We start from the raw sequence: 25,973 nt of genomic DNA, 5'->3' as shown, positions 1-25,973 counted from the left end.
CACCCCGGAAGCGGGCGTACGACGCTGAGATGCGACAATGATGCAGCAAAAGACTCGAACCGCGAAGCGCGACGAGGCGGAGGAAGCCCCCGGCGCCTCAGCTTCCGCCGGGGAGCAGAAGGCCAGGACCGAGGCCCCGGCTGCCAAACCGTCGCCGGGGCAGACGGCGCCGGCTCGACGCGGCGGCCGCATCCTCCTCATTGTTCTCGCCGTAATTGCCGCCGCTGCGCTCGCCTATCGCTACATGGCGCCGCCACAAAGCGAGCCGGCTCAGGCTGCCGCGCCGCCCCCGCCCGCGGTCACTGTGGCGAAGCCTTTGGTCGAGAACCTCAAGGAGTGGCGCGATTTCACCGGCCAGTTCGAGGCCCAGGAATCGGTCGAGATCCGCGCCCGCGTGAGCGGCTACCTCGAATCGGTGAATTTCACCGACGGCCAGCTCGTCAAGAAGGGCGACCTGCTCTTCATCATCGAGCCGCGGCCTTACGAGATTGCGCTGGATTCGGCCAAAGCACAGCTCACGCAGGCCGAGGCGCAGCTCCAGCTCGCCGAGGTCCAGCTGGAACGCACGGCGCAGCTCCGTAAGAACGACTTTGCCTCGCAACAGACCTACGACGAGCGCGCGGCCGAGGTCAAAAGCGCCACCGCATCGCGCGACAACGCCATCGCGTCGGTCAATCAGGCTGAGCTCAATCTCGACTATACGCGGGTCCTCGCGCCGGTATCGGGCCGTGTCGGACGCCACGAGGTCAGCATCGGCAATCTGGTCATGGGGGGTACCGGAGGGTCCACCACCTTACTGACCACCATCGTCTCGCTCGATCCGATCTGGCTCATGTTCAACGTGAGCGAGGGCGACGGCATGACCTACAAGCGCCTGGTGCAGAAGGGGGAGATCAGATCTGCCCGTGACGCCGACATCGAGGTCGAGGGGCAGTTGATGGACGAGAAGGACTGGCCGCTCAAGGGCACCATCGATTTCGTCGACAACCAGTATGACCGCTCGTCGGGGACCATCCGGGTCCGCGCCGCCTTCCCCAACCCGAACCTGTTTATCACGCCCGGTCAGTTCGGCCGGGTCCGCGTGCCCATGTCGCAGGAGAAGCCGACCATACTCGTGCCCGACGCGGCCGTGGTCACCGATCAGTCGATGAAGCTGCTCTTCGCCGTGTCGGCGGACGGCACCGTGGTGCCGAAACCGGTCGAGCTCGGCTCGGTCACCGACGACGGCTTGCGCATAATCAGGAGCGGCATAACCGCCGACGACGAGGTAATCATCAACGGGATCCTTCGCGCACGTCCTGGGCAGAAGGTTACGCCCGAACAGGGCACGATCCAGGCGAAGGGACTGCCGGTCGGCGCCAGCGTCCAATGAACCTCTCGCATTTCTTCATCGACCGGCCGATCTTCGCGGCGGTCGTCTCCATACTCATCACCCTGATTGGGGCTGTAGCCTATTTCAGCCTGCCTGTCGCGCAATATCCCGACATCGCACCGCCGTCGATCCAGGTCACGGCGAGCTATCCGGGAGCCTCCGCCGAAATCGTCGCCAAGACCGTCGCCACGCCGATCGAGCAGGAAGTCAACGGTGTCGACGACATGATCTACATGACGTCCCAGTCGACGAGCGACGGTTCCATGTCGCTCGCCGTAACGTTCAAGCTCGGCACCGACCTCGATACGGCGCAGGTGCTGGTGCAGAACCGCGTGTCGACCGCATTGCCCCGTGTGCCCGAGGAAGTTCGTGCCATTGGCGTCACGGTCAATAAACAGTCGCCGGACCTCATGATGGTGATTCATCTGAGCTCGCCCGACGACTCCCGCGATCTGCTCTATATCTCCAACTACGCCACGCTGCATGTGAGGGACGTGCTTTCCCGTATCGATGGCGTAGGCAATGTGACCATTTTTGGCGCGCGCGACTACTCAATGCGTGTCTGGCTCAACCCCGAGAAGCTGGCGGTTCGGGATCTGACGGCGGGCGATGTGCTCAGCGCCCTGCGCGGCCAGAACGTTCAAGTCGCCGCGGGCGTCATCAATCAGCCGCCAGTGCCGCAGCCGGGAGCGTTCCAGCTTAACGTTGAGACGCAAGGCCGCCTGACCACGCCGGAGGCCTTCGGCAACATCATCGTCAAGGCGGAGGGTGACGGTCGCGTGGTTCGCGTGAACGATGTCGCCCGGGTCGAGCTTGGCGCCGCCGACTACAACCGTAACGGCTATCTCGACGAGCGCGTGGCGATCCCATTGGGTATTTTCCAGCGTCCCGGGTCCAACGCGCTCCAGACGGCCGACCAGGTCATCGCGGCCATGGAGGAGATGTCGAAATCCTTCCCCGCCGGTCTCCGCTACGACATCGTCTATAATCCCACGGTCTTTATCTCTGAATCCGTCGATGCCGTGATCGAAACGATCTTCGAGGCCGTGATCCTCGTCGTGATCGTGATCGTCCTTTTCCTGCAGACTTGGCGTGCGTCGATCGTACCGATCGTGGCGATCCCCGTGTCGTTGGTTGGCACCTTCGCCATGCTGGCCGCGCTCGGCTATTCGCTCAACAACCTGTCACTGTTCGGATTGGTGCTCGCCATCGGCATCGTCGTCGACGACGCCATCGTCGTGGTCGAGAATGTCGAGCGCAATATCCGCGAGGGCCTGTCGCCGCGCGAGGCCGCCTACCGCACCATGGAGGAGGTGGGCGGGGCGCTCATCGCCATCGCGCTCGTGCTGACGGCGGTGTTCATTCCGTCGGTGTTCCTGAGCGGCATTCTCGGTCAGTTTTTCCGGCAGTTCGCCGTGACCATCGCCACGGCGACGGCGATCTCCCTTGTCGTCTCGCTCACCTTGAGTCCTGCGCTCTGTGCACTTCTGTTCAAGCCGCACGAACCCTACCACGAGCGCAAAAGCGTGATTTCGCGCCTGATCGGCCGGTTCTTTCACGGCTTCAACCGGGGGTTCGAGTGGGTCGCCTCGCGCTATGGCGCTCTGACCGGCCGGCTGGTGCGCATTTCCGGCATCATGCTGCTCGTCTATGCGGGCCTCATCGGACTGACCTTCGTCCAGTTCAGGGCCGCGCCGACCGGCTTCATTCCGAACCAAGATCTCGGCTATCTCATCAACATCATTCAGCTGCCGCCGGGCGCGTCGTTGGCGCGGACCGATGAGGTGGCGCGCAAGGTCACTGCGATCGTTCTCGATACGCCAGGCATCGCTCACGCCGTTCCCATTGTCGGGCTCGACGGCGCGACCTTCACCACTGCGCCCAACGCGGCCGTGGTGTTCACCCCCCTCGATCCCTTCAAGGAACGCGCTGAGAAGGGTCAGAGCGCGCAGGCTCTTATGACCACCCTCAATCAGAAGTTCGCTTCGCTCCAGGAAGGCTTCGTGATCAGCGTGTCGCCACCACCGGTTCGGGGCATCGGCACCACGGGCGGCTTCAAGATGCAGGTGCAGGACACCAGGGGAGCAGAGCTCTCGCAGCTCGAGGCTGTGGCGCAAACGTTGGTCGGTGCCGCCAACCAGGAGCCGGGTCTCGCCGGCGTGTTCACCACCTTCAACACGCGGACGCCGAAGATTTACGCCGATATCGACCGGGTGCGAGCAGAGATGCTCGGCGTCAACGCCGACGACATCTTCCAAACCCTCGAAGTCTATCTCGGCTCACAATACGTGAACGATTTCAACTTTTTGGGCCGGACTTACCGGGTGACGGCCCAGGCCGACGGCCAATTCCGTCAAGACCTGCATGCCATCTCCGAACTCAAGACCCGCAACGCCAACGGCGAGATGGTTCCGCTCGGCTCGGTCGCCTCCTTCTACGACATCACCGGACCTTACCGCGTGGAGCACTTCAACCTGTTCCCGTCCGCCGCGGTGCAGGGCGGCACCAAGCCGGGATACTCCTCGGGCTACGGCCTCGAGGTCATGGAGAAACTCGCCCAACAGGCTCTTCCCGAGGGCTATGCCTATCAGTGGACCGAGCTCGCCTTTCAGGAGAAGCAGGCCGGCAGTACCGCGATATTCGTGTTCTTGGCGTCCGTGGTCTTTGTCTTCCTCCTGCTTGCCGCCCAATATGAAAGTTGGGCGCTGCCGCTCGCCGTCATTCTCATCGTGCCCATGTGTCTGCTCGCGGCCGTGAGCGGTCTCCTCCTGCGCGGCATGGACGTGAACATTCTGAGCCAGATCGGCTTCGTCGTGCTGATAGGCCTTGCCGCCAAGAACGCCATTCTGATCGTGGAGTTCGCGCGGCAGAACGAGGAGCATGGCGAGGACCGCTTCCAGGCGGCGATGGAAGCCGCCCGGGTACGCCTGCGGCCCATCCTGATGACGTCCTTCGCCTTCATCCTCGGCGTGCTGCCGCTGGTGATCGCCACGGGCGCCGGCGCCGAGATGCGCCAGTCGCTCGGCACCGCCGTGTTCTTCGGCATGATCGGCGTCACCCTGTTCGGCTTGATCTTCACGCCGATCTTCTACGTGGTGGTGCGTAGATTCGCCCGCGCTCCCAAGGAACACCCAAGCCCGCGGCCGACGCCCGCCGAGTAGCCTGCGTCAGCCGAAAATGCGCGTGTCGGCGATCCCGTCGAAGATCAACTGCACCGCAAGCGCCGCGAGCAGCACGCCAAACACCCGCACGATTACTTTTCGCGCCGTCACGCCGATCACTTGGTGGACCTCCTGCGCCACGAGCAGCAGCGCGAGGGTCACCAGCATGACGGCGAGGATGCCGGCGACGACGGCGGCAAGCAGCGTGGCATCGCCTTTGGTGCCGGCGGCGAGCACGATGGCGCCGGTCATGGCGCCAGGCCCGGCGAGGAGCGGCGTGGCGAGGGGAAACACCGCGATCTCCGCATGCGCCTCGGCCTTGCTCTCGGCTTCCGCGCTTTCCCTCAGGGTCAGCGTCGCCTGGGGACCGGGGCGCCTCGACAGCGTCATGTCGAGCGCGATCATGAACAGGATGATGCCGCCGGCCGTCTGTAGTGCGGCGAGCGAAACGCCGAGCTGCCGGAGGACCGGCTCGCCCACCAGCGCGAACAGCAGGATAATGGTGGTCGCGATAAACACCGCCTTGAAGGCGATCGCCCGCCGCTCCGCCCGTGTGATGCTGGGCGTCAGCGAGGCGACGAGCACAGCGGAATCGACCGGCCCGACGACCGCGAAGAAGGTGGTGAAAGCGGTAAGGGCCGTTTCGAGCATGGGAGTTGACCGGGGCTGGGGTTCCGCTTCTAGCACTTCGACGGAAAGTCTGGAAACCGGCCATTACGAGCGAGAGTTGCCCAAGGCAGCAGCATCGGACTATGATGCCTGAAAACATACCATTGGGGCGGGAAACGCGGGCGAAGAGGGCGGAGATAAGCGCTAAGACCAGGACGGGCTTGTTTGCCGCAAACTAACACAGTGGCCGCTGAGGTGGAGGAAGACGCCGCCTCCGACCTTTACGCCAAATTTTTCAATGAGATGCGAGGCCCCGACGGCGAGGTTCGCCCCGCCTACACCGCGCTTGCCGACCTCCTCGACAATCTCTCCATCGAGGCCCTCGTCACCAAGCAGAACGCGGCGGACGAGCTGTTCCGGCGCCTTGGCATTACGTTTGCCGTCTATGCCGAGGGCGGCTCCACCGAGCGGCTGATCCCCTTCGATCTCATCCCGCGCATTCTCGACCGCTCCGAGTGGGATCTCGTCGAGCGCGGCTGCCTCCAGCGCGTCAGGGCCATCAACGTCTTCCTCTACGACATCTACCACGACCAGGAGATCTTGAAGGCCGGGCTCATCCCGCCCGAGCTTGTGCTGCTCAATCCCGCCTACCGGCCGGAGATGCACGGGGTCAACCTCCCCAACGATGTCTATGCGCATATTGCCGGCATCGACCTCATCCGCACCGGCGAGCGCGACTTCTTCGTGCTCGAGGACAATGTGCGCACGCCGTCGGGCGTGTCTTACGTGCTGGAGAACCGCGAGATCATGATGCGGCTGTTTCCCGATGCCTTCGACGGTCAGAGCATCTCGCCGGTCGGCAACTACCCGGAGCGCCTGCTTGAGAACCTGCGCGCGGTGGCGCCGAGCGGCGCCGACGATCCCGTGGTCGTGCTTCTCACCCCCGGCCGCTACAACAGCGCCTATTTCGAGCACGTGTTCCTCGCCGAGCAGATGGGCATCGAGCTCGTCGAGGGCGGCGATCTGTTCGTGCGCGACGGCCATGTGTGGATGCGTACCACCGAAGGTCCGGTCAGAGTTGACGTCATTTATCGCCGCATCGACGACGAGTTCATGGATCCGCTCGCCTTCCGGCCGGACTCCGTGCTTGCAGTCCCCGGCCTGTTGTCGCTGGTTCGCTCGGGCCGCGTGGCGCTTGCCAATGCGCTCGGCACCGGCGTCGCCGACGACAAGGCGATGTATGTCTACGTACCGCGCATGATTGAGTTCTATCTCGGCGAGCACGCGATCCTGAACAATGTGCACACCTACATGCTGCGCGACCCCAAGCAGCGCCAGCACGTGCTCAACAATCTCCAGAACCTCGTGGTCAAGGAAGTGCAAGGCTCTGGCGGCTACGGCATGCTGATCGGGCCCGCGTCGACCGCCGAGGAGCGGGAGGCATACAAGGCCCGCGTCCTGCAAAATCCGGACAACTATATCGCCCAACCGACGCTCTCGTTGTCCACGGCGCCCACCTTGCGCAACGGCAAGATCGTGCCGCGGCACGTCGATTTGCGCCCCTTCGTGCTGTCCGGCAAGGAAACGAGCGTGATCCCGGGAGGCTTGACGCGTGTCGCCCTCCGCGAGGGTTCGCTCGTGGTCAACTCGAGCCAGGGCGGAGGCACGAAAGACACCTGGGTGCTGGAGCACTGATCATGCTGAGTCGAACCGCGGAAAACCTATTCTGGATGGCGCGGAACATGGAGCGCGCGGAGAACACGGCGCGTATGCTCGACGTCAGCTTCCGCATGTCCCTACTGCCGTCCTCGCGCGACAAGCAGGCGCAGTTCGAGCCGATCCTCTCCATTGCGCCCGGCGACGGCCGCTTCGACGAGCTCTACGGCATGCTCAGCCATGAGAACATTATCCGCTACGTGGCGCTCGACCCTGAGAACGCGGGTTCCATTTGCTCGCTCATCAAGAACGCGCGGGAGAATGCCCGCGCCCAGCGCTCGGCCATTTCGAGCGAGGCGTGGGAGAGGCTTAACAGCACGTGGCTTCAGGTGCAGAATCTCGACTACGAGGGCCTCATGCGTTGGGGCTATCGCGACTTCTTCGATTGGGTGAAGGAGCGCTCGCACCTCTTCCGCGGCGTCGTGTTCGGCACCATGCTGCACGACGACGGCTTCCGCTTCATCAGGCTCGGCACTTTCATCGAGCGCGCCGACAACACCGCGCGCATCCTCGACGTCAAGTATCATGTCCTGCTACCCGATACGGAGCAGGTCGGCGGCGTCGTCGACTACTATCAATGGGGCGCGCTGCTGCGCTCCGTCGGCGCCTTCCGCGCTTATCGCCGGGTCTATCACGACACGGTGTATCCGTGGCGCATCGCCGAGTTGCTGATCTTGCGCGAGGACATGCCACGCTCGCTGCATCATTGTTACGAGGTGGTGATCCACACCCTGGACGAGCTCGCCGGCAAGAAGCAGCTCGAATGCCGGCGGATCGCCGGCCAGACCTATGCGCAGCTCCGCTACGGCCGGATCGACAGCGTCTTCAAGGAGGGGCTGCACGAATTTCTGACCGATTTCATCGCTCGCAACAATGCGCTCGGCGTCCAGCTCCAAGAGGACTTCTTGATGCGGCCGTTGGCCATGGCGGGAGCGGCGTAGCGTGATGCTGATCAGGGTCGAGCACGCCACGTCCTACGAGTATTCCGAGCCTTTGCTGGCGACGACCCAGTATCTGCGCATGACGCCCTTGTCGGGGCGCACTCAGGCGGTCGAAAGTTGGGCGCTCAGCTGCCCGGGCGCGGTGATGACCCCCTGGCACGACCAGTATGGCAATGTCTGCCACACGCTGACCGTGCCGAATCCGGTCGAGCATCTCGACATCAAGGTTTGCGGGCTGGTTCGTACCAGGGACACGAACGGCGTGGTGGGAACAGCGTCCTCCGAGCTGCCCTCCGGGCTCTATCTGCGCGAGACACCTTACACGGTGGTGACCGAATCGATCCGTGCCTTTGCCGAGCGCTTCGAGACTGGACCCAAAGAGGACCTCATTACCTCGCTCCACGAAATCATGCTGGCGATCGCTGACGCGGTCGACTACCGCCCGGGCGACACCCATGTGCATACCACGGGCGCCGAGGCGCTCGAGCAGGGGAGCGGCGTCTGTCAGGATCAAGCGCATATCTTCTGCGCCGTGTGCCGCGCGCTCGGCATTCCCGCGCGCTATGTCAGCGGCTACCTGACGCACGGTCTTGGCCATGACGCGCACGCGGCGAGCCACGCCTGGGCCGAAGCCCTCGTTGACTCTCTCGGCTGGGTGGGCTTCGATCCCACCAATCGCGCCTGCCCCGACGAATCGTATATTCGCACCGCCGTTGGCCTCGACTATGGTGAGGCCGGCCCGGTGCGGGGGGTTCGTGCCGGCGGCGGCGTCGAGACCATGACTGTCCGAGTTAGCTTCCCAAGCCAGCAGGCCCAGTGAGGGTGAAAAGCGTGACGTACTGCATCGGCGTTCTGCTCGATGAGGGGGTGGTTCTTGCGTCGGATTCGCGCACCAATGCCGGCATCGACCGCGTGTCGACCTTTCGTAAGATGTTCACCTTTGAGAAACCCGGCGAACGATTTTTCGCGCTGCTGACCGCTGGTAATCTCTCGCTGACCCAGGGCGTCGTCAGCCTGCTCACCGAATGGCTCAACAACGAGGACCCAGAACGCGATCTCTTCGCCGTGGGCTCGATGTTCGGGGCGGCCCGGGTCGTCGGCGCCGCGGTTCGTGAGATCCACAAGAGCGACGCCGGCTACCTCCAGCAGCATGACGTGGATTTCTCGGCGTCATTCATTCTCGCCGGCCAGCTCAAGGGTGGTCAGTTACGCCTGTTCATGATCTACGACGCCGGCAATTTCATTGAGGCCATGGGAGACACGACGTATTTCCAGATCGGCGAGGTCAAATATGGCAAACCTATCCTCGACCGCATCATTCAATCCGACACGAGTCTGAGCGACGCCGCCAAATGCGCGCTGATCTCGTTCGACTCCACGATGCGCTCCAACGTCTCTGTGGGGCCCCCGATCGACCTCATGATCTATCGCCGGAATTCGCTGAAGCCGGGCTTTCACATCAGGCTCGAGGACGACGATCCCTATTTGCAGGCAATCCGCGAGGGATGGGGAGGCGCCATCCACAAGGCGTTCCACGACATCATCCACGACCCCGGCTGGACGTTCTAACCGTCGGCCAAGTGGCGATCCGCTAACCTTTTATACAACCGGCTTGAGGTAAGACGCTCCACGGGTCATGAACCGGAGGGGGTTTCGCGCACGCATGAGCATACATATTCATCACCTGGTTCGGCGTGGGCCGGTCGACGACGAAGGCGCGCTCGAGCAATTTCAGAAGCAATGGGCGACCTACCAGAAAATGGTCGACCACGACTCGCTCTCGCACAAGCGGGTAGGCGATCTTCTGCATGAAGCGCTCCTCCCGCTCGCCAAGCCGTTCGCCTTCGTTGATATCGCCTGTGGCGACGCAGGGCAGATGAAGCGCGCGCTCCAAACGACCAAGGTTCGCCACTACCACGGCATCGATCTGTCGCAGCCCGCGCTCGAGTTGGCCGCGAAAAACCTGGAAGGCGTGCCCTTCGAGGTTGACCTCGATCATCGTGATTTCGTCGAGGCGCTGACGGAGCGCCCGGAGCCCGCCGACGTGGCGTGGTGCGGCCTTTCCATCCACCACCTCACCACGGACGGAAAACGCAAGCTGCTGTCGGCAATCCATGGCTCGACCAGCGATTTCCTCATGATCTATGAGCCGACCTTGGCCGACGGCGAAAACCGTGCGGGCTATCTCGACAGGTTTCGGCGGGTGAACAAGCCTCTCTGGACCTACTACACGCCGGAAGAGTGGGAGCAGATCGACCAACACGTCACCACGAGCGATCTGCCGGAGAGCGCGGCCACTTGGTGCGCGCTCGGCCACGAGGCGGGCTTCTCTGACGCACGCCAGGTCTTTCTCGATCCCACCGGATTTTACGGTCTCTACCGCTACGATTGGTAGGATCCACTCGAAGAGGAAATCACCCATGCCCCACGCTGGACCCTTGCTGGAAGAGCCCGCGCCGCTCTCGGATCTGCTAAACGCCGGGCTCAAGGGCCGGCCCAATGACGCGGCGCTCGTGTCGATGGAAGGGGTGTGGTCGTGGGCGGAGCTCGAACGCGCGACGAGCCGGATTGCTGCCAACTATCTCGCGCTCGGGCTGAAGCCCGGCGACCGGGTCGCCTCGCTCATGCCGAACCGGACGGCGCTGTTCGTCCACTATATCGGTTGCTTCAAGGCCGGCCTCGTCGTCACGCCGCTCAACTACCGCTACATGCCGCCCGAGATCAATCATGCGCTCGATGTCAGCGAGGCGCGCATCATCCTCGCACATAACGAGCGCGCCGCCGACATCGCCGGGAGCAAGGCTGCAAGCTTGCCGCTCGGTGTCATGTGGTATGGCGGCGACGGCAGCCAGAAGCCAAGTTTCGAGGACCTGATGGCCGCGGAGCCGAAAGACGCTTCGCTTCCCCCGATAGAGGCCAAGGCGCCGGCGGCAATTTTCTTCACCTCAGGCTCGACCGGCCCGGCCAAGGGCGTGACCCATACGCGCGAGTCACTCGCTTGCATCTTCGCGAGCGCCGCCCAGGGCTTCGAGCTGACTCCCAACGACATCCTGCTCCCTGGCTCGTCTTGCTCGCACATCGGTGGATTTGGCTTCTCCATGTCGGCGCTTTTGGCCGGCGCACGGGTCGTCGTCGCAAGATCCTTCGACCATGACGAGATCGGGCCCCTGTTGCGCACCACGCGGCCGACCCTGCTATCCATGCTACCGACGGCGCTGCTCCATCTCATTCGCGAGCATGACATGACATCGGCAGACTTCAGCTCGCTGCGGCTCGCCCGCTCCGGCGGCGATAAGGTGTCCGCCGAGCTGGAGAAGGAGTACAGAGCGCTCACCGGACATACCGTAAGCGAAGGTTACGGCATGACCGAGTTCGGCCTCGCCGCGCTCAACCCGCCGATCGGCGTCGACAAACTCGGCTCGATCGGCTTGCCGAGCCCAGGCTTTATCTTCTCCATTCGTAACGACAAAGGTCATGAACTGCCCAAGGAGAAGGAGGGTCGCCTCTGGGTGAGGACCCCGAGTCAATGTGCCGGCTACTGGAGCGATGCGGAGGCAAGCGCCGAGGTTGTACGCGAAGGCTGGTTCGACACAGGCGACGTGATGAAGGTCGATAAGGACGGCTATCTGTGGTTTTGCGGCCGCCAGAAGCAGATCATCGTGCATGACGGCTCCAACATCTCGCCTCAGGAGGTGGAGGATGCGTTGCTTGAGCATCCCGCCGTGGAACTCGCGGGGGTTGTCGGCGTGATCGATGAGGCCCATGGCGAGAGTGTGCGGGCCTATGTCGAGTTGAAATCTGGAGCGGCGCAGCCGAAGGCCGGCGAGTTGATCCAGTTCGCCAAAGCGCGGGTCGGCTACAAGGCGCCAGAGGAGATCGTGTTCCTCGACGAGATGCCGCTCAATCCCACCGGCAAGGTCGACCGCGCCGCCCTCAAGAAGCTTGCCGCCGGCGATCACGCCCACCACGTCTGAGGAGAGACCCTTTCCTCCGTTCAGAAAGTATCGACCGCCTCGAGCAAATCGTCGAGGATGGCCGCGAGCACTTTGCGCCCCTTTTCGACCGACGCTAGAGTCGGATCGCCGAAGCTGCCGCCCGGCGAGTAGTTCGGCGAGGACGGATCGTCCTGTGACAGTGGTCCGGGCGCTGGGCCTGCGGGCGAGAAAGGTGACGGCTTTGCCCGCGTCATGTCGACGAGTTCAGGAGCAATCACCAGCATCAGCGACGTCTCGATCTCATCGGCGTGACTGCCATACGGCTGCTTGGCGATCGCGCGCACCGTCGCGAGATATCGCGACCCGGCGAACACCTTCAAATGACGGATCGATGAAGGCCTGCGCGAAGCGGCAATGGCGGCGGAAACTGGCTCGATGGTTGATCGGCCGGTATCGAGAATAAGCACGCGGCGGGCCCGGAAGCTGATAAGCGCGTCGGCGATCTCGGTGACCGCAGCCTGGAACGTCGCCGGGCGGAGGCTCACGCTCCCCGCATACGCGACGAATGCCGTGTAGTGGCCATAGGTCAGGGTCGGCCAGATCAGCGCGTCGATTCGTTGGGCGAGTTGGTGCGCGAAGTAGCCTGCGATCACCTGGTCGGCGCCCATGGGCATGTGCAAGCCATGCTCTTTGGCGCCGGCGCCGATCGGCAGGATTGCGGCGCCGCCGGCCGCTAGCCGCGCCGCGACTGTGTCCCAGGCGAGGCGCGCGACTTCATTCTCGGAGGGATTATTCTTCATGCCTAGTCCACGATCATGGCGGTCAACGTCTCCAGTCGGTCGGCTTCCGCAGCGGGTTTATCCCAGCGGATGCGATGGATGCGGGGAAAGCGCATGGCCACCCCGGACTTGTGGCGCGTTGAGCGGTGTACCGAATCGAATGCCACCTCGAACACGAGTCTCGGCTCGACTTGGCGCACGGGGCCAAAGCTGTCCACCGTGTGGTTGCGCACGAACGCGTCGAGCTGCCGGAGCTCGTCGTCGGTGAACCCGAAATAGGACTTGCCCACGGGCACGAGCTCCGGCTCGCCATTCTCTCCGTCGCGCCAGGCGCCGAACGTGTAGTCCGAGTAGTAGGACGAGCGCTTGCCGCTGCCGCGTTGAGCGTACATGAGCACCGCGTCGATGACGAGTGGCGCCCGCTTCCATTTGTACCAATGGCCCTTCGGACGCCCGGCGATGTAGGGGCTGTCGCGGCGCTTCAGCATCAAGCCCTCGATGCCGGTCGCGCGCGCGCCGGCCCACAGCGCCTCGAGCTCGGCAATCGAAGCGAACTCGATGACGTCCGAGACGTCGGTGCGGTTCGGCGCGTGGGTCATGTGCCACGCCTCGAGTCGCGCGCGCCGCTCCGCGAAGGGGAGGGGGCGGAGGTCCTCGTCCCCCTCGAACAGCAGGTCGTAGAGCCGGATATGGGCGGGATGCGACTTCAGCATCGCCGCATTCACGGTCTTGCGATTGAGCCGTTGCTGAAGGTCGTTGAACGGAGCGACCTCGCCGCCGCGCACGACGAGAAGCTCGCCATCGAGCACGACGCCCTCGGGCAGTGCCGCGACCACATCGGGGAACGCTCCGGAGATGTCATCGCCGGTCCGCGAGAAGAGCCGCTTCTCGCCACCTTGGTGGCTTGCCTGCACGCGGATGCCGTCCCACTTCCATTCGGCGGCAAACTCGGCCGGGTCGATGCCGGCAAGTTCCCGGTCATCGATGGCGTGGGACAGCATCAGCGGCCTGAACACCGGCGTGACCCCAGTCTCGGGCCGCGCGCCCGACCCTTCCAGCCATACGAACAGCGCGACATAGGGTGGGGTGAGCCCGTGCCAAACCTCCTCGATGTCGGCAAGCGGCGTGCCGGACCACTCGGCGAGCGCGGTCTTGGCGAGTCGCGCCGATACGCCGACGCGGAGCGCACCGGTCAGCAGCTTGAGCAGCGCCCAGCGGCCCGTTGCGTCGAGCCGGTCGAGCCAGCCCGCAAGCAGGTTCGGCACCTCGGCTGGCGCCGCGCCCTGCACCGCCTCGACGATGTCTGAAAGGCGAGGCGACGCTTTGCCTTCGTGCGTCGTGGGCCACAGCAAGGCGATGGTCTCGGCCGTGTCGCCCACATAGTCGCGCGAGAGATTGAACAGTACGGGATCAACACGGGTGCCCAGCATCTCCGTCAGGATGCGGCGGAGCGGCAGTCTGAAGAACAACCCGTCCGTGAGCGCCGCGAGCGCATAGCCACGGTCGGGATCGGGTGTCGCGGCGAAGTAATCCGCCATCAAGCGCAGCTTGTCGTTGCGCGACGGCGTATAGGCGAGCCGGTCGAGGAGTTCGGCAAAGGCCTTCGGTTAGCTCGCGCCAATCGGCATGGTCGGAGATCACCAACGGCAGCTCGACGCCTTGCTGGCGGGCTCGCGCACGTACGCGCATCCAGCCCGAGGCGAACGAGGTCACGGGATCCGGCATCCGCCGCGACCAACGATCGGCGATGGCGCTCGGCGGCGCGAGCACGATCGCGCCCTTGAGGTCGTCGCGCTTGGCACCCGTTGCCGGCCGCAATGCCCCGAGCGGCACGCCGAACGACTCGTAGAGGTCACAGCAGGCTTGCAGCGCCCCATGCAGATAGATCGGGCGCTCGTACCCTGCCTCGCGCAGGAGGGCGATCACCCTTTGGCATTTGCCGAGCCCATATACGCCCACCACATGCGCGCGCTCGGGAAACTGTGCGGTCGATTTCAGCAGCTTCGCCACCTCGGCGCTCGCCTCGCCATGTTGGAACACCGGCAGTGCGAAAGTCGCCTCGGTGACAAAGAGATCGCAAGGGACAAGCTCGAACGCGGCGCATGTCGGGTCGGCGCTCCGCTTGTAGTCGCCGGATACGACAGCCCGGGCGCCCTTGTACTCGATCAGGATTTGGGCGCTGCCGAGCACATGGCCGGCCGGGAAGAGGGTGACCGCGACCTCGCCAATTGTGACCTTCTCACCGTAGGCGGCTTCGTGGACTCGGCGCGGCGCCAGGTCGCCGAGCCGCGTGCGCATGATGGCGAGCGTCTCTTTAGTCGCAAGTACATGGTCGTGCCCTGGCCGGGCATGATCGGAATGGCCATGGGTAATGACGGCGCGCCGGACCGGCCTGGACGGGTCGATATAGAAGCCGCCGGGGCGGCAATAGAGGCCTTTGGCGTCGGCCTTGAGCCAAGTGTGAAAGCGATCTGCTTGCATTTCTTCAGGTCTGTGTCGAGAAAGTCACGATTCTACCAACTTAAGATTGAGTTATAGCCGGTTGCTCGCAACATAGTTGCGGGCGTTGCTACGGGTAGTGGGCCACTCAATTGTGGCAGCCAGTAAGTAGCCTTTTGACGAAACCTTAAGCGGATCAGTTCGTTGTGAAACACATGGCCCCAGAGAACGCCATTATTAGGTTTCCGGCAGAGCGGACAGGCCATCCGGCGCGCGGCCCGGCGACGCCCCTGGACGTAGCAGGTGGTCGTCTCCGCGAACGGCTCGGCCGATTTGTCAGCTATCTAGGTATTCCGGGGGCAATCGTGCCAACCGAAATTCACGACCAGACTACAGGCCAACACATCGCCATTTCCGTCGGCACACTCTCGGTATGCTTGACGGTCAATGGGCGAGATTTCTATTTCGACCGCTTCACCGGCCGCTTCACCGGCACGGGTTCAAGCGTCGCTTAACCGACGCGCTTATTGGCGACTGGCTTCAATTCCAGTTGAAGCTGCTTTTCCCGCGCATCTTCGTTTGCGGTTACTTCGGTGACATAGTGTGTGGGTTGATGCTTCAAGATGTCAGGGTTGTCGCCGTTGAAGTGGGTGAGCAAGTTGTTCCGAAGATCACCTTTGCCGACATAGATCCAAAGGCCTTGGCGGAAGATGCCATACACACCGCGTTGACCTGGATTTAGCCATTCGATGCCAGCCCGCGTGAAGGGCTGTGGAGTTTGAGCAGGGAAAGCCATTCTAACTTCTCCTTTGTGACGACGCGCGGAATCGCGCCCTGCTTTCTACCTATCATCCTGATAGGTCACTGTCTATCATTTTGTTAGGTCGGAACGTGCTCACTTTATGCCCAGGGATTGGCGAACTACGGCCGCCTCCCACGCCTCCAGCATGTCTACAACGTCGCCCATCTCCCAAAGCCGCCTCGTAACGCCAGCAGCCATCGCGGGCGTCATTTTGAGCGTCTGATGTACGCGGACAAAATTGTAATAGAGGAAGTGCAGCGCCATCGCGTGAGCGTGGTTCTCGACCTTTTTTGAGAAGGCATTGGTCAGCCGCGTCATGCGGCGTTGGTGCATCCTGATATTGAGGTTGTTCCGCTCGGCGTAGCTTGTCGAAATGTGCTTCTCATCCGGGTTGCCGATCACCTTCTTAGTCCGGCAGCCAATGCAAGTCGGCGGACTGTAGCGGCCTTGGTTGCCGCTATCCGTGCCAAAGACCTTGATGACTTGCGCGTAGTCAACGCGCTTGCCAAGGAACCCTTCAACGGCCCCGCCATAAATGTGGAAGGCATCCGAGGTCAGTTGGAAATGACCTTCGACGCGCTCGGCAAGGCCGGCGATGAACCAAGCGCAGCTCTTTAGATCGCGCGGGCCGACGCGCCATTGGGGAACTAGCTTAGTGTCGGCATCGGTGGCAACCCAAACCCAAATGTCGCCAGCCTCACCCTTCTTTTCCTTTGGCACGTTCTTTTGCTTCGCGCCGACGAAGCCCCAAATCTCGTCAATTTGAACCCGCTGACATTCGAGGCTGCGGAACACCCGATCCTGATACCAAGCGGCGGCCTGACCGGCATCGACCAAGAGCTTGGTGACGGTCGTCTTGCTCGCGCCGGTTATGCGGCCCGTGGCGCGGATAGAATTGCCCTCGCAGAGTAGGTGGAGGATTTGCGAGCGTAGCGAACGGTCCAGCCTTTTCATGCTGACCACTATGCTTGACCGCTCAGGGAATGTCAATAGCTCCTATCAAAATGATATGTAATATTGATAGGCGAAAATGATAGAGGCGACCGTGGGGTGGCGGTCGCCTCTTAGTCTCTTTTCCCGGACGTTTAGGCCGCTTGCGAAGTCCAGCGGCCCTTTGATTCATCTAGGGTTAGCCTGGTGTGGCGGGCAGATTTACAGCGGTCAATTTCGTCCTCCAGGTCGGCTATACGCTCCAAAAGGTCCTTTACGCGACCCTTCTTTTCGCCAACGCTCTCGGCGAACAACATGCGAACGATAGCTTCAGCCGAAACAGGAATCTCGGTCTGACCTTTTTCCCAGCGTCCTATCGTTAGCTCTCTCACGCCCAAGATTTTGGCCAGCATGGCTTGTGAGAGCAGTAGTTCGGTACGGAGGTATCGAAGCTCCTTTCCGGATAGCCGCTCTCGCTGAGACACAAGCGCTAGACCGATGACGCGGTGAAGGCCATCAACATCGTGGATCGTGACTGTCTTTCCTCCCGAGGTCTTATTGTAACTATAGCCGTTTACGAGGAAGACGGTATCGAGTCCGCACTCGGTATAATGGTAGATTCCGTTCTTCATCGTTGTCACTCCTCTCATGTCACCGTGACGGCCACGAAGTGATCGGCCTTCACGGCAACGACCACCTGTACTCGCCTCCCGGCGACTTTCCTTCGTAGCTTGATCCTCCAATCTCCCCATTGGTCTATGGCGGGGTTTCCTACTGGACATCCTTTCCTCACTGTTTCCAAAACATGACGCATCGTCAGCCTTCTTGCGCCTAAGCGCTGCTGAAAATGCGGATGGTCAAACCGCATTCGACCTGACTGTTTTGCCATTGCACGAATGCGGGCGACCAACTGGTCGGCCGTTGGTGTGGCCAGTCGTACTGGCAGTGCCACCACGTTCGCCGTCATGAATCATATCATAATGATATGACCATGTACCTGTCAAATTGATAGGTAGTTAATTTGGTTCCCGTTGCCAACGAGCCGCCGCGGCTTTGCGCGCAATTGCCGCGCGTTCCTCGGGAGTTAGTTTGGCTGCTCGACCTTTGCCGCCCTTCAGGCCGCCCTTACGCCCGAGAGCTACGGCGGCGGGGTCCTTACCACTTTCCTCTGACGTTGGCTCACGATCCTCGGCGCCGCCGGAAGCTATATCGACCATACGCTTCGCCCATTGGTTCAGATCGCTAGGGCGCTTGGGGTGCTTCGGGTCCATGCTTTCAGTATGGGGCTTGGAACGTGCCGTTTCTAGGACCACTTTTGGGCTGCCACAATTGAGTGGCCCACTACCTTGCTACGGCCTTCGCGCCTAAGCTGTAGTCCGGCAAACCGGGTGGCGGTCGAGTATTCTTCCGTGCAGGGGGGCAACAAGCAACGCGTTCGATCGCGGCTCCGTCTTTGCGGAGCGGGCTGTGCTGCCGTGCTTGCTGTCTGCGCTGCCGCTCCGGAAGCGTCCGCCGAATCAGACGTCCCGCATACGGAATTGTTCACTGGCTTCGAGGCCAGTGACAACTACGCAAGCGGCTATGTGGGCGCCGGTTACGCCTTCGGCAAGGGACTGTACGACCCGGGTTTCCGGCTCCGGGTCGTGGGCGCCTATGGCCGCTATCATTACGACGGCACGCTGTTTACTGGCGGGGTCTTCGTACCGACGCGCTTCGACGGCCAGGTCGGCTATGGAGCAGCGTTGATCGGTTATCAGTTCCACCCAGGCGCCGTCATCGTCAAGCTGTTCGCCGGCATCGAGGGCGAGGACCAACACATCGTGCCACGCGATCCGAACAACTCCGTGCAAGGCAGCGCGCTCGGCGCGAGGCTATTGGCCGAGACGTGGTACGACATTTCGCCGAATTGGTTCGCGTCCGCCGACACCTCGTACGGCACCGCCTTCCAGGAATATTTCGGACTCGCGAGGCTCGGCTTTCGCGTCCGACCGAAACTCTCCCTTGGGCTCGAGGGCGGCGTGCTGGGCAATGAGGAGTACGATGCCGGCCGTGGCGGCGGTTTCGTCCGTGTCAATGTCCGCAATTTCGAAGCCACGCTCTCCGGCGGGTTCACCGGCAACTATCTGGAAGACGAGCCCAGCGGCTACGTGGCGATTGGTCTCTATCAGACCTTCTAGAGCTGAAAACGAAAGTGCACTGCCGGCCCCGCCCCGGCAGTGCTTAACGTCGTGGGCGTGATCTGAGATCCTCTCAGGCGACGCCGCGCTCTCTGGTCGTGCATTCTGCGCAAGAGGACATCCTCAGGTCTTGCCCCAGAGGACTCGCTCCAAGTGTAAGCATGACACGAAGACGACAGCTAAGGCAAACGGGAGTTGTCGCTTATCCGCAATTTCTTCCAATAGAGTTGGGAGTCGCCGATTGGTCGCAAGACTCTGCGCGCAACGAATTCGCGCCGTGCGGAGACACCATCGTGGAACAATCCTAGGGGGCGGCCTTACTCACAGGTTCAGCTGACTGAGCCTCTTTCGCCTTGCGCTCAGCCTCCTTAGCCGCTGCTGCTGCCTCGACCTGGGTCTGCCAATCGGCAAAACGCTTGGTGAGCGCCGCGCCATTAGCGTTCCACCAGGCATCGTCGAACTTGAGCGCCTTCTTGAAGTTGTCTGGAGCCGTCGGCAGGAAACCCTGCATCTCCACGTTGATAATTGGATGCTTGCCCACCAGCTCGACGGCCGATTTGCGCATCGGCCCGTAGGCGATGAGCTGCGCTTGCTCCGCGAGCCGCGCCGGCGAGGTAGCGAAGCTGATGAAGCGTATGGCCTCTTCCTTGTTTTTTGCCGCCTTGGGAATGGCCCAAGCGTCGATGTCGTAGATCTGGCCGTCCCACAGGACCCCGATGCGACGCTGATCGCCCACGGCGGCGCGGAAGATGCGTCCGCTATAGCCGGCGGCCATCGCCGCCTTTTCTTCCAACAGCCAAGTGATCGGCTCTTCAGCGTTGTCCCAAAACAGAATGTTGTCCCTGATCTTGTCGAGTGCGGCGAAGGCACGGTCGGCACCCGCTTCCGTCCCCAGCTCGCTATAGATGCTCTCGGGTGGTACCCCGTCCGCGAGCAGCACCAGTTCCAGAGTGTAGCGCGGCGCCTTCGGCAACGCCCGCTTGCCTGGAAAACGCGTCGTGTCCAGAAGCGCGCTGATCTCGGTCGGCTCGCCTTTGCTAAACGCTTTGCGGTCAAACGCGATGGCTGTCGACCAGGCGACGCTCGCCACCCCACAAGTGGAGAGGCCTCCGGCCAAGAAGTCGTCCTCGATGCTTTGGCCGCCGGGCGGTGCGCCAAGGGTCGTGATCGAGATTTTCTCAAGGAGGCCGTCGTTGCACAACGTACCGAGGGCGCTGCTCGAAACATCGACCACGTCCATCGTCGTGCTGGTGCCGTCGATCATGCCTTTGAGCTTGGCGAGGCTGCCGTCATAGATCTCCATGGCGATCTTTGTCCCGGTTTCCTTCGCGAAGGGCTCGAAGAAGGCGATCTCTTGCGACTGGCCGTAGGCGCCGCCCCACGTCGCGACGTTGAGTGTTGCGCCGGTCGCCCCTGTGGACTGCTGCGCACTCGCGCCGGAGATAACGAGCCCCAGGCCGGCGGCGAGCAGCAACCCGACCTTCATGCGGCCGACCGCGGCGCGGGTCTCTAAGGTTGGGTTATCGATTTGCCCAAACACGGTTGATCTCAATGTCCGTTCCAGCGCCTTTAGCGCGGCGAAACCCGGGCACTCCCTGGGCTTATCTGCTTTGATCGGTCGCCAAGTGTCGGGCGGTTCGCTCTCTGGATCAGGGGTTGTGCCAATGAACCGCGTATCGTCAGCCGCGGTGGGATCTCCATGACGAGTTGCGATGCGTCCAACGGGGCTACAGGATTGGCGATCAAGAAGTCCCAATCAAGTGTTTGCCTTCCTAGATCCACACCGCCGGACCCAGAAATAGGTCCCTGGAGTGTCTGCATGTTGAATGATTGACACCAAATATGGCCAGCAGAGAGGCGGCAGTCGGCATCGAGCGATTCGAATGAAGTGACCCGCTCTTGGCTCCAGCCCGCCGAGCCAGCATCGTCGCCTTCCGTCGTCAGCTGAGGAAAATCGACCGGAACGGCCCCATTCCGAGCCTTCAGCTTGAACTCACCGGCGAGCCCGCGGATGAGGTCCTCCCATGTGCGGCCCCCGGTCGATACGTCGATCTTCAGGTGACTTAAGCCCTTGATCGGAAGTCCCAGGCCAAGGGGCTGAAGGCAAGTCTCGACCGCCACGTGAGAGAGGTCGCCCGTCAAGGTAGCTTTGATTCTGGCGCCCGAAAGATCGAACCCGGCCCGGCCGGCGGCCTGACCGCCGCATAACTCGAGCTCGCCGACCTCGCTCGATATCGATCCGTCCTTAGCGGTAATCGTGAGCCCGCCTCGCCCGAGTTTCATGGTCGAGGCCCGGACCTCAGCGGCCGAAATTCGCAGGTCCGCGTCGAAATATTTGAGCAGCGCCCATTCGAAGAGTGCCCCGTTGGCCGGCATGGTCTGCTCGTCGTCTGGGCTGACATAAGGATCGAGAACGAGTTGCTCGAAGGCGAGTGTTCCCTCGACCCTCGGCCGCTCGCCGGTGGTGATGGCGAGAAGCCCATCGGCCGCATTCCCGTCCAAGGTGAAAGACCCGTTTTCGATGGTGAGCGTAGACCCACTCCAATGCATCGTTCCCGCCGCCGATAGGCCCTGCAGACTTTGGCCCTTCGGTACGGTCACCCCAGTCCAATTCAGGAAGCCGCGAACGCTAGGCATCTCCGCCTGCATTTTGCCATCGAGCTCCAGCCGCTCCCCGAGGCGCACTGTCCCGGAAAGCTTGGCAGTAACGGGATCGGATGTGATCCTGAGAGTAGTCGGGGCGACTGCATGCCCGTCGATCTTCGAGATTGCGCCGCTGTCAATGGCGAAGCGGACTAACTCGCCACGCAAATCAACGGAGCCGAGCACTGATAGCGTGCCGTCCCCTTCGCTCGCGTCCAGCCGCGCATTCAGCGTGCTGGCCAAGCGTTTACCCGAAGCCGTCCCAATCGTGCCGTTGCCAATGCGAACAAAACCGACCGGCGCGCCAACAAGCGCGTTGGTAATGAGAGCTTCCAGTGTTTGCTCCGGCAAAGTAACGGTGTCGACAGTGTCCTTCAGCGTGATCTTCGGCCGGCTGAGCCGCAGCGCGTCGATCTTCATGCGGCCCATCAGCAAGTCCGGAAGACTCAGGGTGATCTTGACCTCACGAGCCGTGATCGACTTCACCAATGGAAACTTGGTGGCGTTGGTGAGCACGAAGCCGCCGCGTAGCGATAGTGGCGGGAAATACTGCATGCTTAACGGCTCGGTGAGGGTGATGGTGGCGCCTGTCCAGGCGGACAGCGCAGCCGCGACCCGGTCGCGAAGTTCGGGTGTCGTGCCGATTTGCGGCTGAAGCACCGCTAGCGCCGCAACAGGGAGCGCAACCAGGCCGAGCAGAAGCCATTTCCAGGAAAATTGGCGAGGCTTCATACCGACCTTTCCACCCGTTCGGCGCGAAGCCCTTGGAAGGAGCTTCGGCACCTTGTCATGATCGCCGCGAGAGCAGTTCCTTTTAGCCCGATTGTCAGGGAAGTGCGAGCCCAACGCCCCACATCTCCTCTTGAGTTATCGAGATATCCGCAACGCCCAGTCCGTACTTGGCTGAGCGCCAACCGGCCGGCTCGAAGACGCTCCCGGGCGGCTCCTGGCAATAATCCCGTGCAGGAGGAGAACCGGGGCCAAGCTGACCGCGACGATAGTAAGCGCCGGAACTCCTGCCTCCTCGTAGCGATAGAGGGAGGCGAGGGTGAACACCTGAGTCGCGAGAGTATCGAAGTTGAAGGGCCGCAGCAGCAAAGTCGCCGGCAGCTCCTTCATGGAGTCCACGAAGACGAGCAGAGCCGCCGCGCCGAGCGCGGGCCGCAAGAGGGGAAGATGTACGCTCCACAGCATCTCGCCTACGGTGGCGCCTAGTGTCCGCCCTGCCGCGTCGATATTGCGCGAGATCTTGCTGAGGCCCGCCTCAACGGCTCCGAGCGAGGCGGCCAGAAAACGGATCGTGTAGGCAAGTACGATGGCGAAGGCGGTGCCGGAGAACAGTAACCCGGTGGAAATGCCGAACAGCGACCGCATGGCCGCGTCGATGCTGTTGTCGAGCCCCGCGAGCGGAATGAGGAGGCCGATTGCCAGCACGGTACCTGGAACGGCATAGCTGATCGCAGGGACGAGGCTTGCGGTTTGGACGAGCTTGGAGCGCGTCTGCCGCCTCGCATAGGCGAGAACCACAGCGAAAGTGACTGCGAGCAGCGCGGCGGCAGACGCGAGCAGCAGACTGTTGGTTGCGGCGCGCCAGAACGAAGGCGCAAGGCCTGCGGACATGTGTGCAATGGCATCGCTGACCAGTACCCCGGCCGGTAGTACGAAGCCCACAAGCACCGGCAACGCGCAGGCAAGCACGGCAAGCGCGCCCTTCAAACCGCGAAGTTCGTCCTCCGGCAAGTCGCGATATTTGCCGGTCGTATGGTGGAATCGCCGTCCGGCACGAAGCGTCCGCTCAATCAGAAGCAGCGCGAAAACAAAGAACAACATGACGCAGGCAATCTGGGTGGCCCCGGCGAGACTGCCGCGATCGAGCCAAGTGTCGTAGATCGCGACGGTGAGCGTCCGCACGCCGAAGAACTCCACGGCGCCGATATCGTTTAAAGTCTCCATCAGCGCAAGCGCGACGCCGGCGGCGAGCGCCGGCCGAGCGAGCGGCAGCGCGATCTCCCAGAAGGTCTCGGATGCGGTCCGCCCGAGCGCGCGGCTTGCCTCGATCACGCATACCGACTGGGCGAGGAAGCTCGCTCGTGCGGTGATGTAGACGTAAGGGTAGAGCACGGCGCTCATCACGAAGACGGCGCCGCCCAAGCTTCTGATGTCGGGAAACCAGTAATCCTGCGCGTTGTGCCAGCCGAACAGGGAGCGCAAAACGGCCTGCACCGTGCCGGAATAGTCGAACAGTTCGAGATAGCAATAGGCGATGATGTAGGTCGGCATCGCCAGCGGCAAGAGCAGGAGCCATTGCAGATAACGGCGTCCAGGGAATCGGTACATGGTGACGAGCCATGCCGTTCCAGTTCCGATCAGGAGTGTTAGAATCCCCACCCCCAGCAACAGGCCAACCGTACGGCGCACGGCTCCCGGAAGCACGTTGGCGATGAGGTGAGGCCAGGTGTCGCCGCTCGGCTGAAAAGCGATCACCGCGATGGCGATCAGCGGTGCCAGAGCGACGAGCGAGAGAACGAGCGCCGCCACGGACCAGCCGAGATTGCCGCTTTCTGAAAGACGCGCGAGCCTACGGCGCAGGCGGACCCGCTCCTTGGTCCTGCCGCGCTGCGCGGCGTCTTGCTCAAGGCCGGTCAGCGAAACTTTCTCCGCCTGCTTTGCGACCGCCCGCCACGAGCGCAGCGACCGCCTCCTGCGACAAGCGCTGATCGGCCTCTTGCAGAGCGTCGGCAAAGGCGTTGGCTGCGTCGATCACAGGTTCCACGAGATCGGAGCCGGTCAGCGCCAGCGCGCAAGCTCGCATGGCCGGACAGCGATGATGCTGCGATGCGGCGATCAACGAGATCGCCATGCACTCGTCGGCACAAAATCCGGCGCAGCCGAACGGATAATATTCGATCTTGCGCGAGGCCGTGGATCGCACCGCCCTGACCCAGCAGGCAAGCTCCGTTACCGCGCGCTTCGCCCGCGACGGCCCGAGCAGGCGGTTATATTCGTTCCAGCCATTCTCCCAGCAGGCGATGTCGCCGGTATCGTAGCCGGCCAGCCAGCATCGGAACCCGACGCCCACCAGCCATTCCGCGCCGCTCCGTGGAGGGATGTAGGTCTGTTGCGTTGCCCTGCTACCGACTTGTCTGTCGATTCTCTTATGAAAGCTCATCTTCGTCCCCTTATGAGCTTGGCCCATCGTCAAAGCCGACCTCGTCGACCAGTTCGCTTGCCTTCTTGCGCGAGGCCGCAATCTCATTGAGCGAGATCGGATCCGGCTTGAAAGCGCCCCAGGACTGAACCAGCGCCGACCACGGCACGCCGTCCTTCACGGGGTATTCGTTGTTCACCTCGGCATAGATTTGCTGTCCTCTGTCCGAGGCTAGAAACTCGATGAGCTTGACCGCATTCTCCTTGTGCGGCGCGTGCTTTGCCAGCACCGCGCCCGACACGTTCACATGGGTGCCGCGATCTTCGGTATTGGGGAACAGGATCCTGACCGAGTTCGCCCACTCCTTCTGCTCAGGATTCTTTTCGTCCGTCAGCATGGCGCCCATGTAATAGGTGTTGCCGAGGGCGATGTCGCATTCGCCCGCATAGACGCCCTTGACCTGAAGGCGGTCGTTGCCGGCGGGCTTGCGCGCGAGGTTGGCCTTCACGCCGCGTAGCCACTGCTCCGTCCACTCCTCACCGTGATGGGCGATCATCGAAGCGATCAGCGCGACGTTATAGACGTGCTGCCCGGAGCGGACACAAATCTTGTTGCGCCATTTGGGATCGGCCAGTTCCTCATAGGTGATCGCGTCTTGGCTGACCCGATCCTTCGAGGCATAGACGACGCGGGCGCGGCGCGTGAGCCCGATCCATTCGTTGCTCTCGCCGCGATAAGAAGGCGGGATCGCTGCCTCGATCGCTTCCGAGTCGATCGGCTGAGCGATGCCCGCCGCGGCGGCTTGACTAAGATTGCCGATATCGACGGTAAGCAGCACGTCGGCAGGGCTGTTGCGGCCTTCCGCCTCGATGCGTTCAATCAGCCCCTTCTCGGCGTAGATCACATTGGCCTTGATGCCGGTCTCGGCGGCGAACTCCGCGAGCAAGGGGTCGATCAGATAAGGCTGCCGGTAGGAGTAGATATTGACCTCGCCCGCCTGCTCGGCATGGGCGGTGAGAAGTGCGGTGGCGGGGAAAAGGAGCGCAAGCGCAAGTGCGCGCGCGAGGCCGGAGCGCATCGACATCCTCCAATGTCCGGGGTTCAAGGCCCCGGTATCGGACCGAAAAAACTTGCCCAAGGCCAAGGCCGAAGGCTGCATTTCCTCGCTTAAAGCCTCGACTTGCGCGATGTCAACAAGAATATCGAAATTGAACCAAACTTAGAAGCCTTCTAACTGATGACGTTACATTAGAAGAATTCAAGGAAATAAGTAGTTATTGCCCTATGTAAAGTAGTGTTGACAGAAATCACTGCAACAGTG

General features: G+C 62.4%; 22 protein-coding genes and 1 pseudogene. 10 read left to right on the top strand and 13 right to left on the bottom strand.

Going from position 1 to position 25,973, the window contains the following annotated elements:
- Positions 1 to 37 precede the first annotated feature (37 nt).
- Together ACRECX_RS02965 and ACRECX_RS02960 are read left to right on the top strand one after the other, a co-directional pair.
- A complete protein-coding gene (locus ACRECX_RS02965; protein ID WP_431557322.1) occupies positions 38 to 1,372 on the top strand; it encodes an efflux RND transporter periplasmic adaptor subunit in 1,335 nt (444 codons plus the stop codon).
- A complete protein-coding gene (locus tag ACRECX_RS02960; RefSeq protein ID WP_431557321.1) occupies positions 1,369 to 4,533 on the top strand; it encodes an efflux RND transporter permease subunit in 3,165 nt (1,054 codons plus the stop codon). The genes ACRECX_RS02965 and ACRECX_RS02960 overlap by 4 nt, the downstream gene beginning before the upstream one ends.
- A 6-nt stretch (positions 4,534 to 4,539) precedes the next feature.
- Here ACRECX_RS02960 and ACRECX_RS02955 read toward each other — a convergent pair whose 3' ends face one another.
- Positions 4,540 to 5,184, bottom strand: coding sequence for a MarC family protein (locus ACRECX_RS02955; protein ID WP_431557320.1), 645 nt, complete (start codon positions 5,182 to 5,184; stop codon positions 4,540 to 4,542).
- Positions 5,185 to 5,445: 261 nt separating this feature from the next.
- Between ACRECX_RS02955 and ACRECX_RS02950 the strand changes: the two genes are divergently transcribed.
- From ACRECX_RS02950 to ACRECX_RS02925, 6 genes are all read left to right on the top strand, one after another.
- Positions 5,446 to 6,837: a circularly permuted type 2 ATP-grasp protein gene (locus ACRECX_RS02950; RefSeq protein ID WP_431557434.1), complete on the top strand. Its 1,392-nt coding sequence runs from the start codon at positions 5,446 to 5,448 to the stop codon at positions 6,835 to 6,837.
- A gap of 2 nt (positions 6,838 to 6,839) precedes the next feature.
- Entirely contained in the window at positions 6,840 to 7,799 is a 960-nt protein-coding gene (locus ACRECX_RS02945; RefSeq protein ID WP_431557319.1) for an alpha-E domain-containing protein, read from the top strand.
- A 4-nt stretch (positions 7,800 to 7,803) separates the two neighbouring features.
- The gene (locus ACRECX_RS02940) at positions 7,804 to 8,619 is read left to right on the top strand and encodes a transglutaminase family protein (RefSeq protein ID WP_431557318.1); all 816 of its coding nucleotides are present in this window, start codon (positions 7,804 to 7,806) and stop codon (positions 8,617 to 8,619) included.
- 11 nt (positions 8,620 to 8,630) lie between these two features.
- Positions 8,631 to 9,368: a peptidase gene (locus ACRECX_RS02935; protein WP_431557317.1), complete on the top strand. Its 738-nt coding sequence runs from the start codon at positions 8,631 to 8,633 to the stop codon at positions 9,366 to 9,368.
- A 94-nt stretch (positions 9,369 to 9,462) separates the two neighbouring features.
- On the top strand, positions 9,463 to 10,194 hold the full coding sequence (locus tag ACRECX_RS02930) for a class I SAM-dependent methyltransferase (protein ID WP_431557316.1): 732 nt from the start codon (positions 9,463 to 9,465) through the stop codon (positions 10,192 to 10,194).
- Positions 10,195 to 10,219: 25 nt separating this feature from the next.
- Positions 10,220 to 11,773, top strand: a complete 1,554-nt coding sequence (locus ACRECX_RS02925; RefSeq protein WP_431557315.1) for a class I adenylate-forming enzyme family protein — start codon at positions 10,220 to 10,222, stop codon at positions 11,771 to 11,773.
- 20 nt (positions 11,774 to 11,793) lie between these two features.
- Here ACRECX_RS02925 and ACRECX_RS02920 read toward each other — a convergent pair whose 3' ends face one another.
- From ACRECX_RS02920 to ACRECX_RS02910, 3 genes and pseudogenes are all read right to left on the bottom strand, one after another.
- Positions 11,794 to 12,534 carry a creatininase family protein gene (locus tag ACRECX_RS02920; RefSeq protein WP_431557314.1) on the bottom strand — a complete coding sequence of 247 codons (741 nt, stop codon included), beginning with the start codon at positions 12,532 to 12,534 and terminating at the stop codon, positions 11,794 to 11,796.
- A 2-nt stretch (positions 12,535 to 12,536) separates the two neighbouring features.
- Positions 12,537 to 14,060, bottom strand: a complete 1,524-nt coding sequence (locus ACRECX_RS02915; protein ID WP_431557433.1) for a cisplatin damage response ATP-dependent DNA ligase — start codon at positions 14,058 to 14,060, stop codon at positions 12,537 to 12,539.
- 40 nt (positions 14,061 to 14,100) lie between these two features.
- Positions 14,101 to 14,994 (bottom strand): annotated as a pseudogene (locus tag ACRECX_RS02910) (ligase-associated DNA damage response exonuclease); the annotation flags it as partial.
- Positions 14,995 to 15,317: 323 nt separating this feature from the next.
- On the opposite strand from ACRECX_RS02910, the gene ACRECX_RS02905 reads away from it, so the two are divergent.
- Positions 15,318 to 15,467 (top strand): hypothetical protein, encoded by a 150-nt coding sequence (locus tag ACRECX_RS02905; RefSeq protein WP_431557313.1) that lies wholly within the window; start codon positions 15,318 to 15,320, stop codon positions 15,465 to 15,467.
- On the opposite strand, the gene ACRECX_RS02900 is transcribed toward ACRECX_RS02905, so the two are convergent.
- From ACRECX_RS02900 to ACRECX_RS02885, 4 genes are all read right to left on the bottom strand, one after another.
- On the bottom strand, positions 15,464 to 15,748 hold the full coding sequence (locus ACRECX_RS02900; protein WP_431557312.1) for a hypothetical protein: 285 nt from the start codon (positions 15,746 to 15,748) through the stop codon (positions 15,464 to 15,466). The two genes, ACRECX_RS02905 and ACRECX_RS02900, sit on opposite strands and share 4 nt — an antisense overlap.
- A 99-nt stretch (positions 15,749 to 15,847) precedes the next feature.
- A complete protein-coding gene (locus ACRECX_RS02895) occupies positions 15,848 to 16,708 on the bottom strand; it encodes an IS1 family transposase (protein ID WP_431557432.1) in 861 nt (286 codons plus the stop codon).
- Between the two features lie 131 nt (positions 16,709 to 16,839).
- Positions 16,840 to 17,316, bottom strand: coding sequence for a helix-turn-helix domain-containing protein (locus ACRECX_RS02890; RefSeq protein ID WP_431557311.1), 477 nt, complete (start codon positions 17,314 to 17,316; stop codon positions 16,840 to 16,842).
- A gap of 14 nt (positions 17,317 to 17,330) precedes the next feature.
- On the bottom strand, positions 17,331 to 17,552 hold the full coding sequence (locus ACRECX_RS02885) for a DUF4258 domain-containing protein (protein ID WP_431557431.1): 222 nt from the start codon (positions 17,550 to 17,552) through the stop codon (positions 17,331 to 17,333).
- Between the two features lie 607 nt (positions 17,553 to 18,159).
- Here ACRECX_RS02885 and bcsS point away from each other — a divergent pair.
- The gene (bcsS, locus tag ACRECX_RS02880) at positions 18,160 to 18,861 is read left to right on the top strand and encodes a cellulose biosynthesis protein BcsS (RefSeq protein ID WP_431557310.1); all 702 of its coding nucleotides are present in this window, start codon (positions 18,160 to 18,162) and stop codon (positions 18,859 to 18,861) included.
- Between the two features lie 304 nt (positions 18,862 to 19,165).
- Here the strand turns inward: bcsS and ACRECX_RS02875 are convergent, their stop codons facing one another.
- The 5 genes from ACRECX_RS02875 to ACRECX_RS02855 all read right to left on the bottom strand — a co-directional run bounded on the left by ACRECX_RS02875 (position 19,166) and on the right by ACRECX_RS02855 (position 25,736).
- A complete protein-coding gene (locus tag ACRECX_RS02875) occupies positions 19,166 to 20,347 on the bottom strand; it encodes an extracellular solute-binding protein (protein WP_431557309.1) in 1,182 nt (393 codons plus the stop codon).
- Positions 20,348 to 20,430: 83 nt separating this feature from the next.
- Positions 20,431 to 22,236, bottom strand: coding sequence for an AsmA family protein (locus tag ACRECX_RS02870; RefSeq protein WP_431557308.1), 1,806 nt, complete (start codon positions 22,234 to 22,236; stop codon positions 20,431 to 20,433).
- A 135-nt stretch (positions 22,237 to 22,371) separates the two neighbouring features.
- The gene (locus tag ACRECX_RS02865; RefSeq protein WP_431557307.1) at positions 22,372 to 24,042 is read right to left on the bottom strand and encodes an ABC transporter permease; all 1,671 of its coding nucleotides are present in this window, start codon (positions 24,040 to 24,042) and stop codon (positions 22,372 to 22,374) included.
- Positions 24,043 to 24,136: 94 nt separating this feature from the next.
- Complete coding sequence (locus ACRECX_RS02860) at positions 24,137 to 24,583, bottom strand: hypothetical protein (RefSeq protein WP_431557306.1); 447 nt, start codon at positions 24,581 to 24,583, stop codon at positions 24,137 to 24,139.
- Positions 24,584 to 24,683: 100 nt separating this feature from the next.
- Positions 24,684 to 25,736 (bottom strand): Fe(3+) ABC transporter substrate-binding protein, encoded by a 1,053-nt coding sequence (locus tag ACRECX_RS02855; RefSeq protein WP_431557305.1) that lies wholly within the window; start codon positions 25,734 to 25,736, stop codon positions 24,684 to 24,686.
- Positions 25,737 to 25,973: the final 237 nt, after the last annotated feature.

The sequence above is a fragment of the Methyloceanibacter sp. genome, assembly GCF_050726195.1.
In the GTDB taxonomy this organism is placed as follows: Bacteria; Pseudomonadota; Alphaproteobacteria; order Rhizobiales; family Methyloligellaceae; genus Methyloceanibacter.
This window is presented reverse-complemented; position numbering and strand designations above follow the sequence as displayed.

Bases quoted from the DNA above. Each gene is read 5' to 3' on its own strand.
- ACRECX_RS02965 (WP_431557322.1), top strand. From the start codon at position 38: ATGATGCAGCAAAAGACTCGAACCGCGAAGCGCGACGAGGCGGAGGAA.
- ACRECX_RS02960 (WP_431557321.1), top strand. From the start codon at position 1,369: ATGAACCTCTCGCATTTCTTCATCGACCGGCCGATCTTCGCGGCGGTC.
- ACRECX_RS02955 (WP_431557320.1), bottom strand. From the start codon at position 5,184: ATGCTCGAAACGGCCCTTACCGCTTTCACCACCTTCTTCGCGGTCGTC.
- ACRECX_RS02950 (WP_431557434.1), top strand. From the start codon at position 5,446: ATGCGAGGCCCCGACGGCGAGGTTCGCCCCGCCTACACCGCGCTTGCC.
- ACRECX_RS02945 (WP_431557319.1), top strand. From the start codon at position 6,840: ATGCTGAGTCGAACCGCGGAAAACCTATTCTGGATGGCGCGGAACATG.
- ACRECX_RS02940 (WP_431557318.1), top strand. From the start codon at position 7,804: ATGCTGATCAGGGTCGAGCACGCCACGTCCTACGAGTATTCCGAGCCT.
- ACRECX_RS02930 (WP_431557316.1), top strand. From the start codon at position 9,463: ATGAGCATACATATTCATCACCTGGTTCGGCGTGGGCCGGTCGACGAC.
- ACRECX_RS02925 (WP_431557315.1), top strand. From the start codon at position 10,220: ATGCCCCACGCTGGACCCTTGCTGGAAGAGCCCGCGCCGCTCTCGGAT.
- ACRECX_RS02920 (WP_431557314.1), bottom strand. From the start codon at position 12,534: ATGAAGAATAATCCCTCCGAGAATGAAGTCGCGCGCCTCGCCTGGGAC.
- ACRECX_RS02900 (WP_431557312.1), bottom strand. From the start codon at position 15,748: ATGGCTTTCCCTGCTCAAACTCCACAGCCCTTCACGCGGGCTGGCATC.
- ACRECX_RS02895 (WP_431557432.1), bottom strand. From the start codon at position 16,708: ATGAAAAGGCTGGACCGTTCGCTACGCTCGCAAATCCTCCACCTACTC.
- ACRECX_RS02890 (WP_431557311.1), bottom strand. From the start codon at position 17,316: ATGAAGAACGGAATCTACCATTATACCGAGTGCGGACTCGATACCGTC.
- ACRECX_RS02885 (WP_431557431.1), bottom strand. From the start codon at position 17,552: ATGCGGTTTGACCATCCGCATTTTCAGCAGCGCTTAGGCGCAAGAAGG.
- ACRECX_RS02875 (WP_431557309.1), bottom strand. From the start codon at position 20,347: ATGAAGGTCGGGTTGCTGCTCGCCGCCGGCCTGGGGCTCGTTATCTCC.
- ACRECX_RS02870 (WP_431557308.1), bottom strand. From the start codon at position 22,236: ATGAAGCCTCGCCAATTTTCCTGGAAATGGCTTCTGCTCGGCCTGGTT.
- ACRECX_RS02855 (WP_431557305.1), bottom strand. From the start codon at position 25,736: ATGTCGATGCGCTCCGGCCTCGCGCGCGCACTTGCGCTTGCGCTCCTT.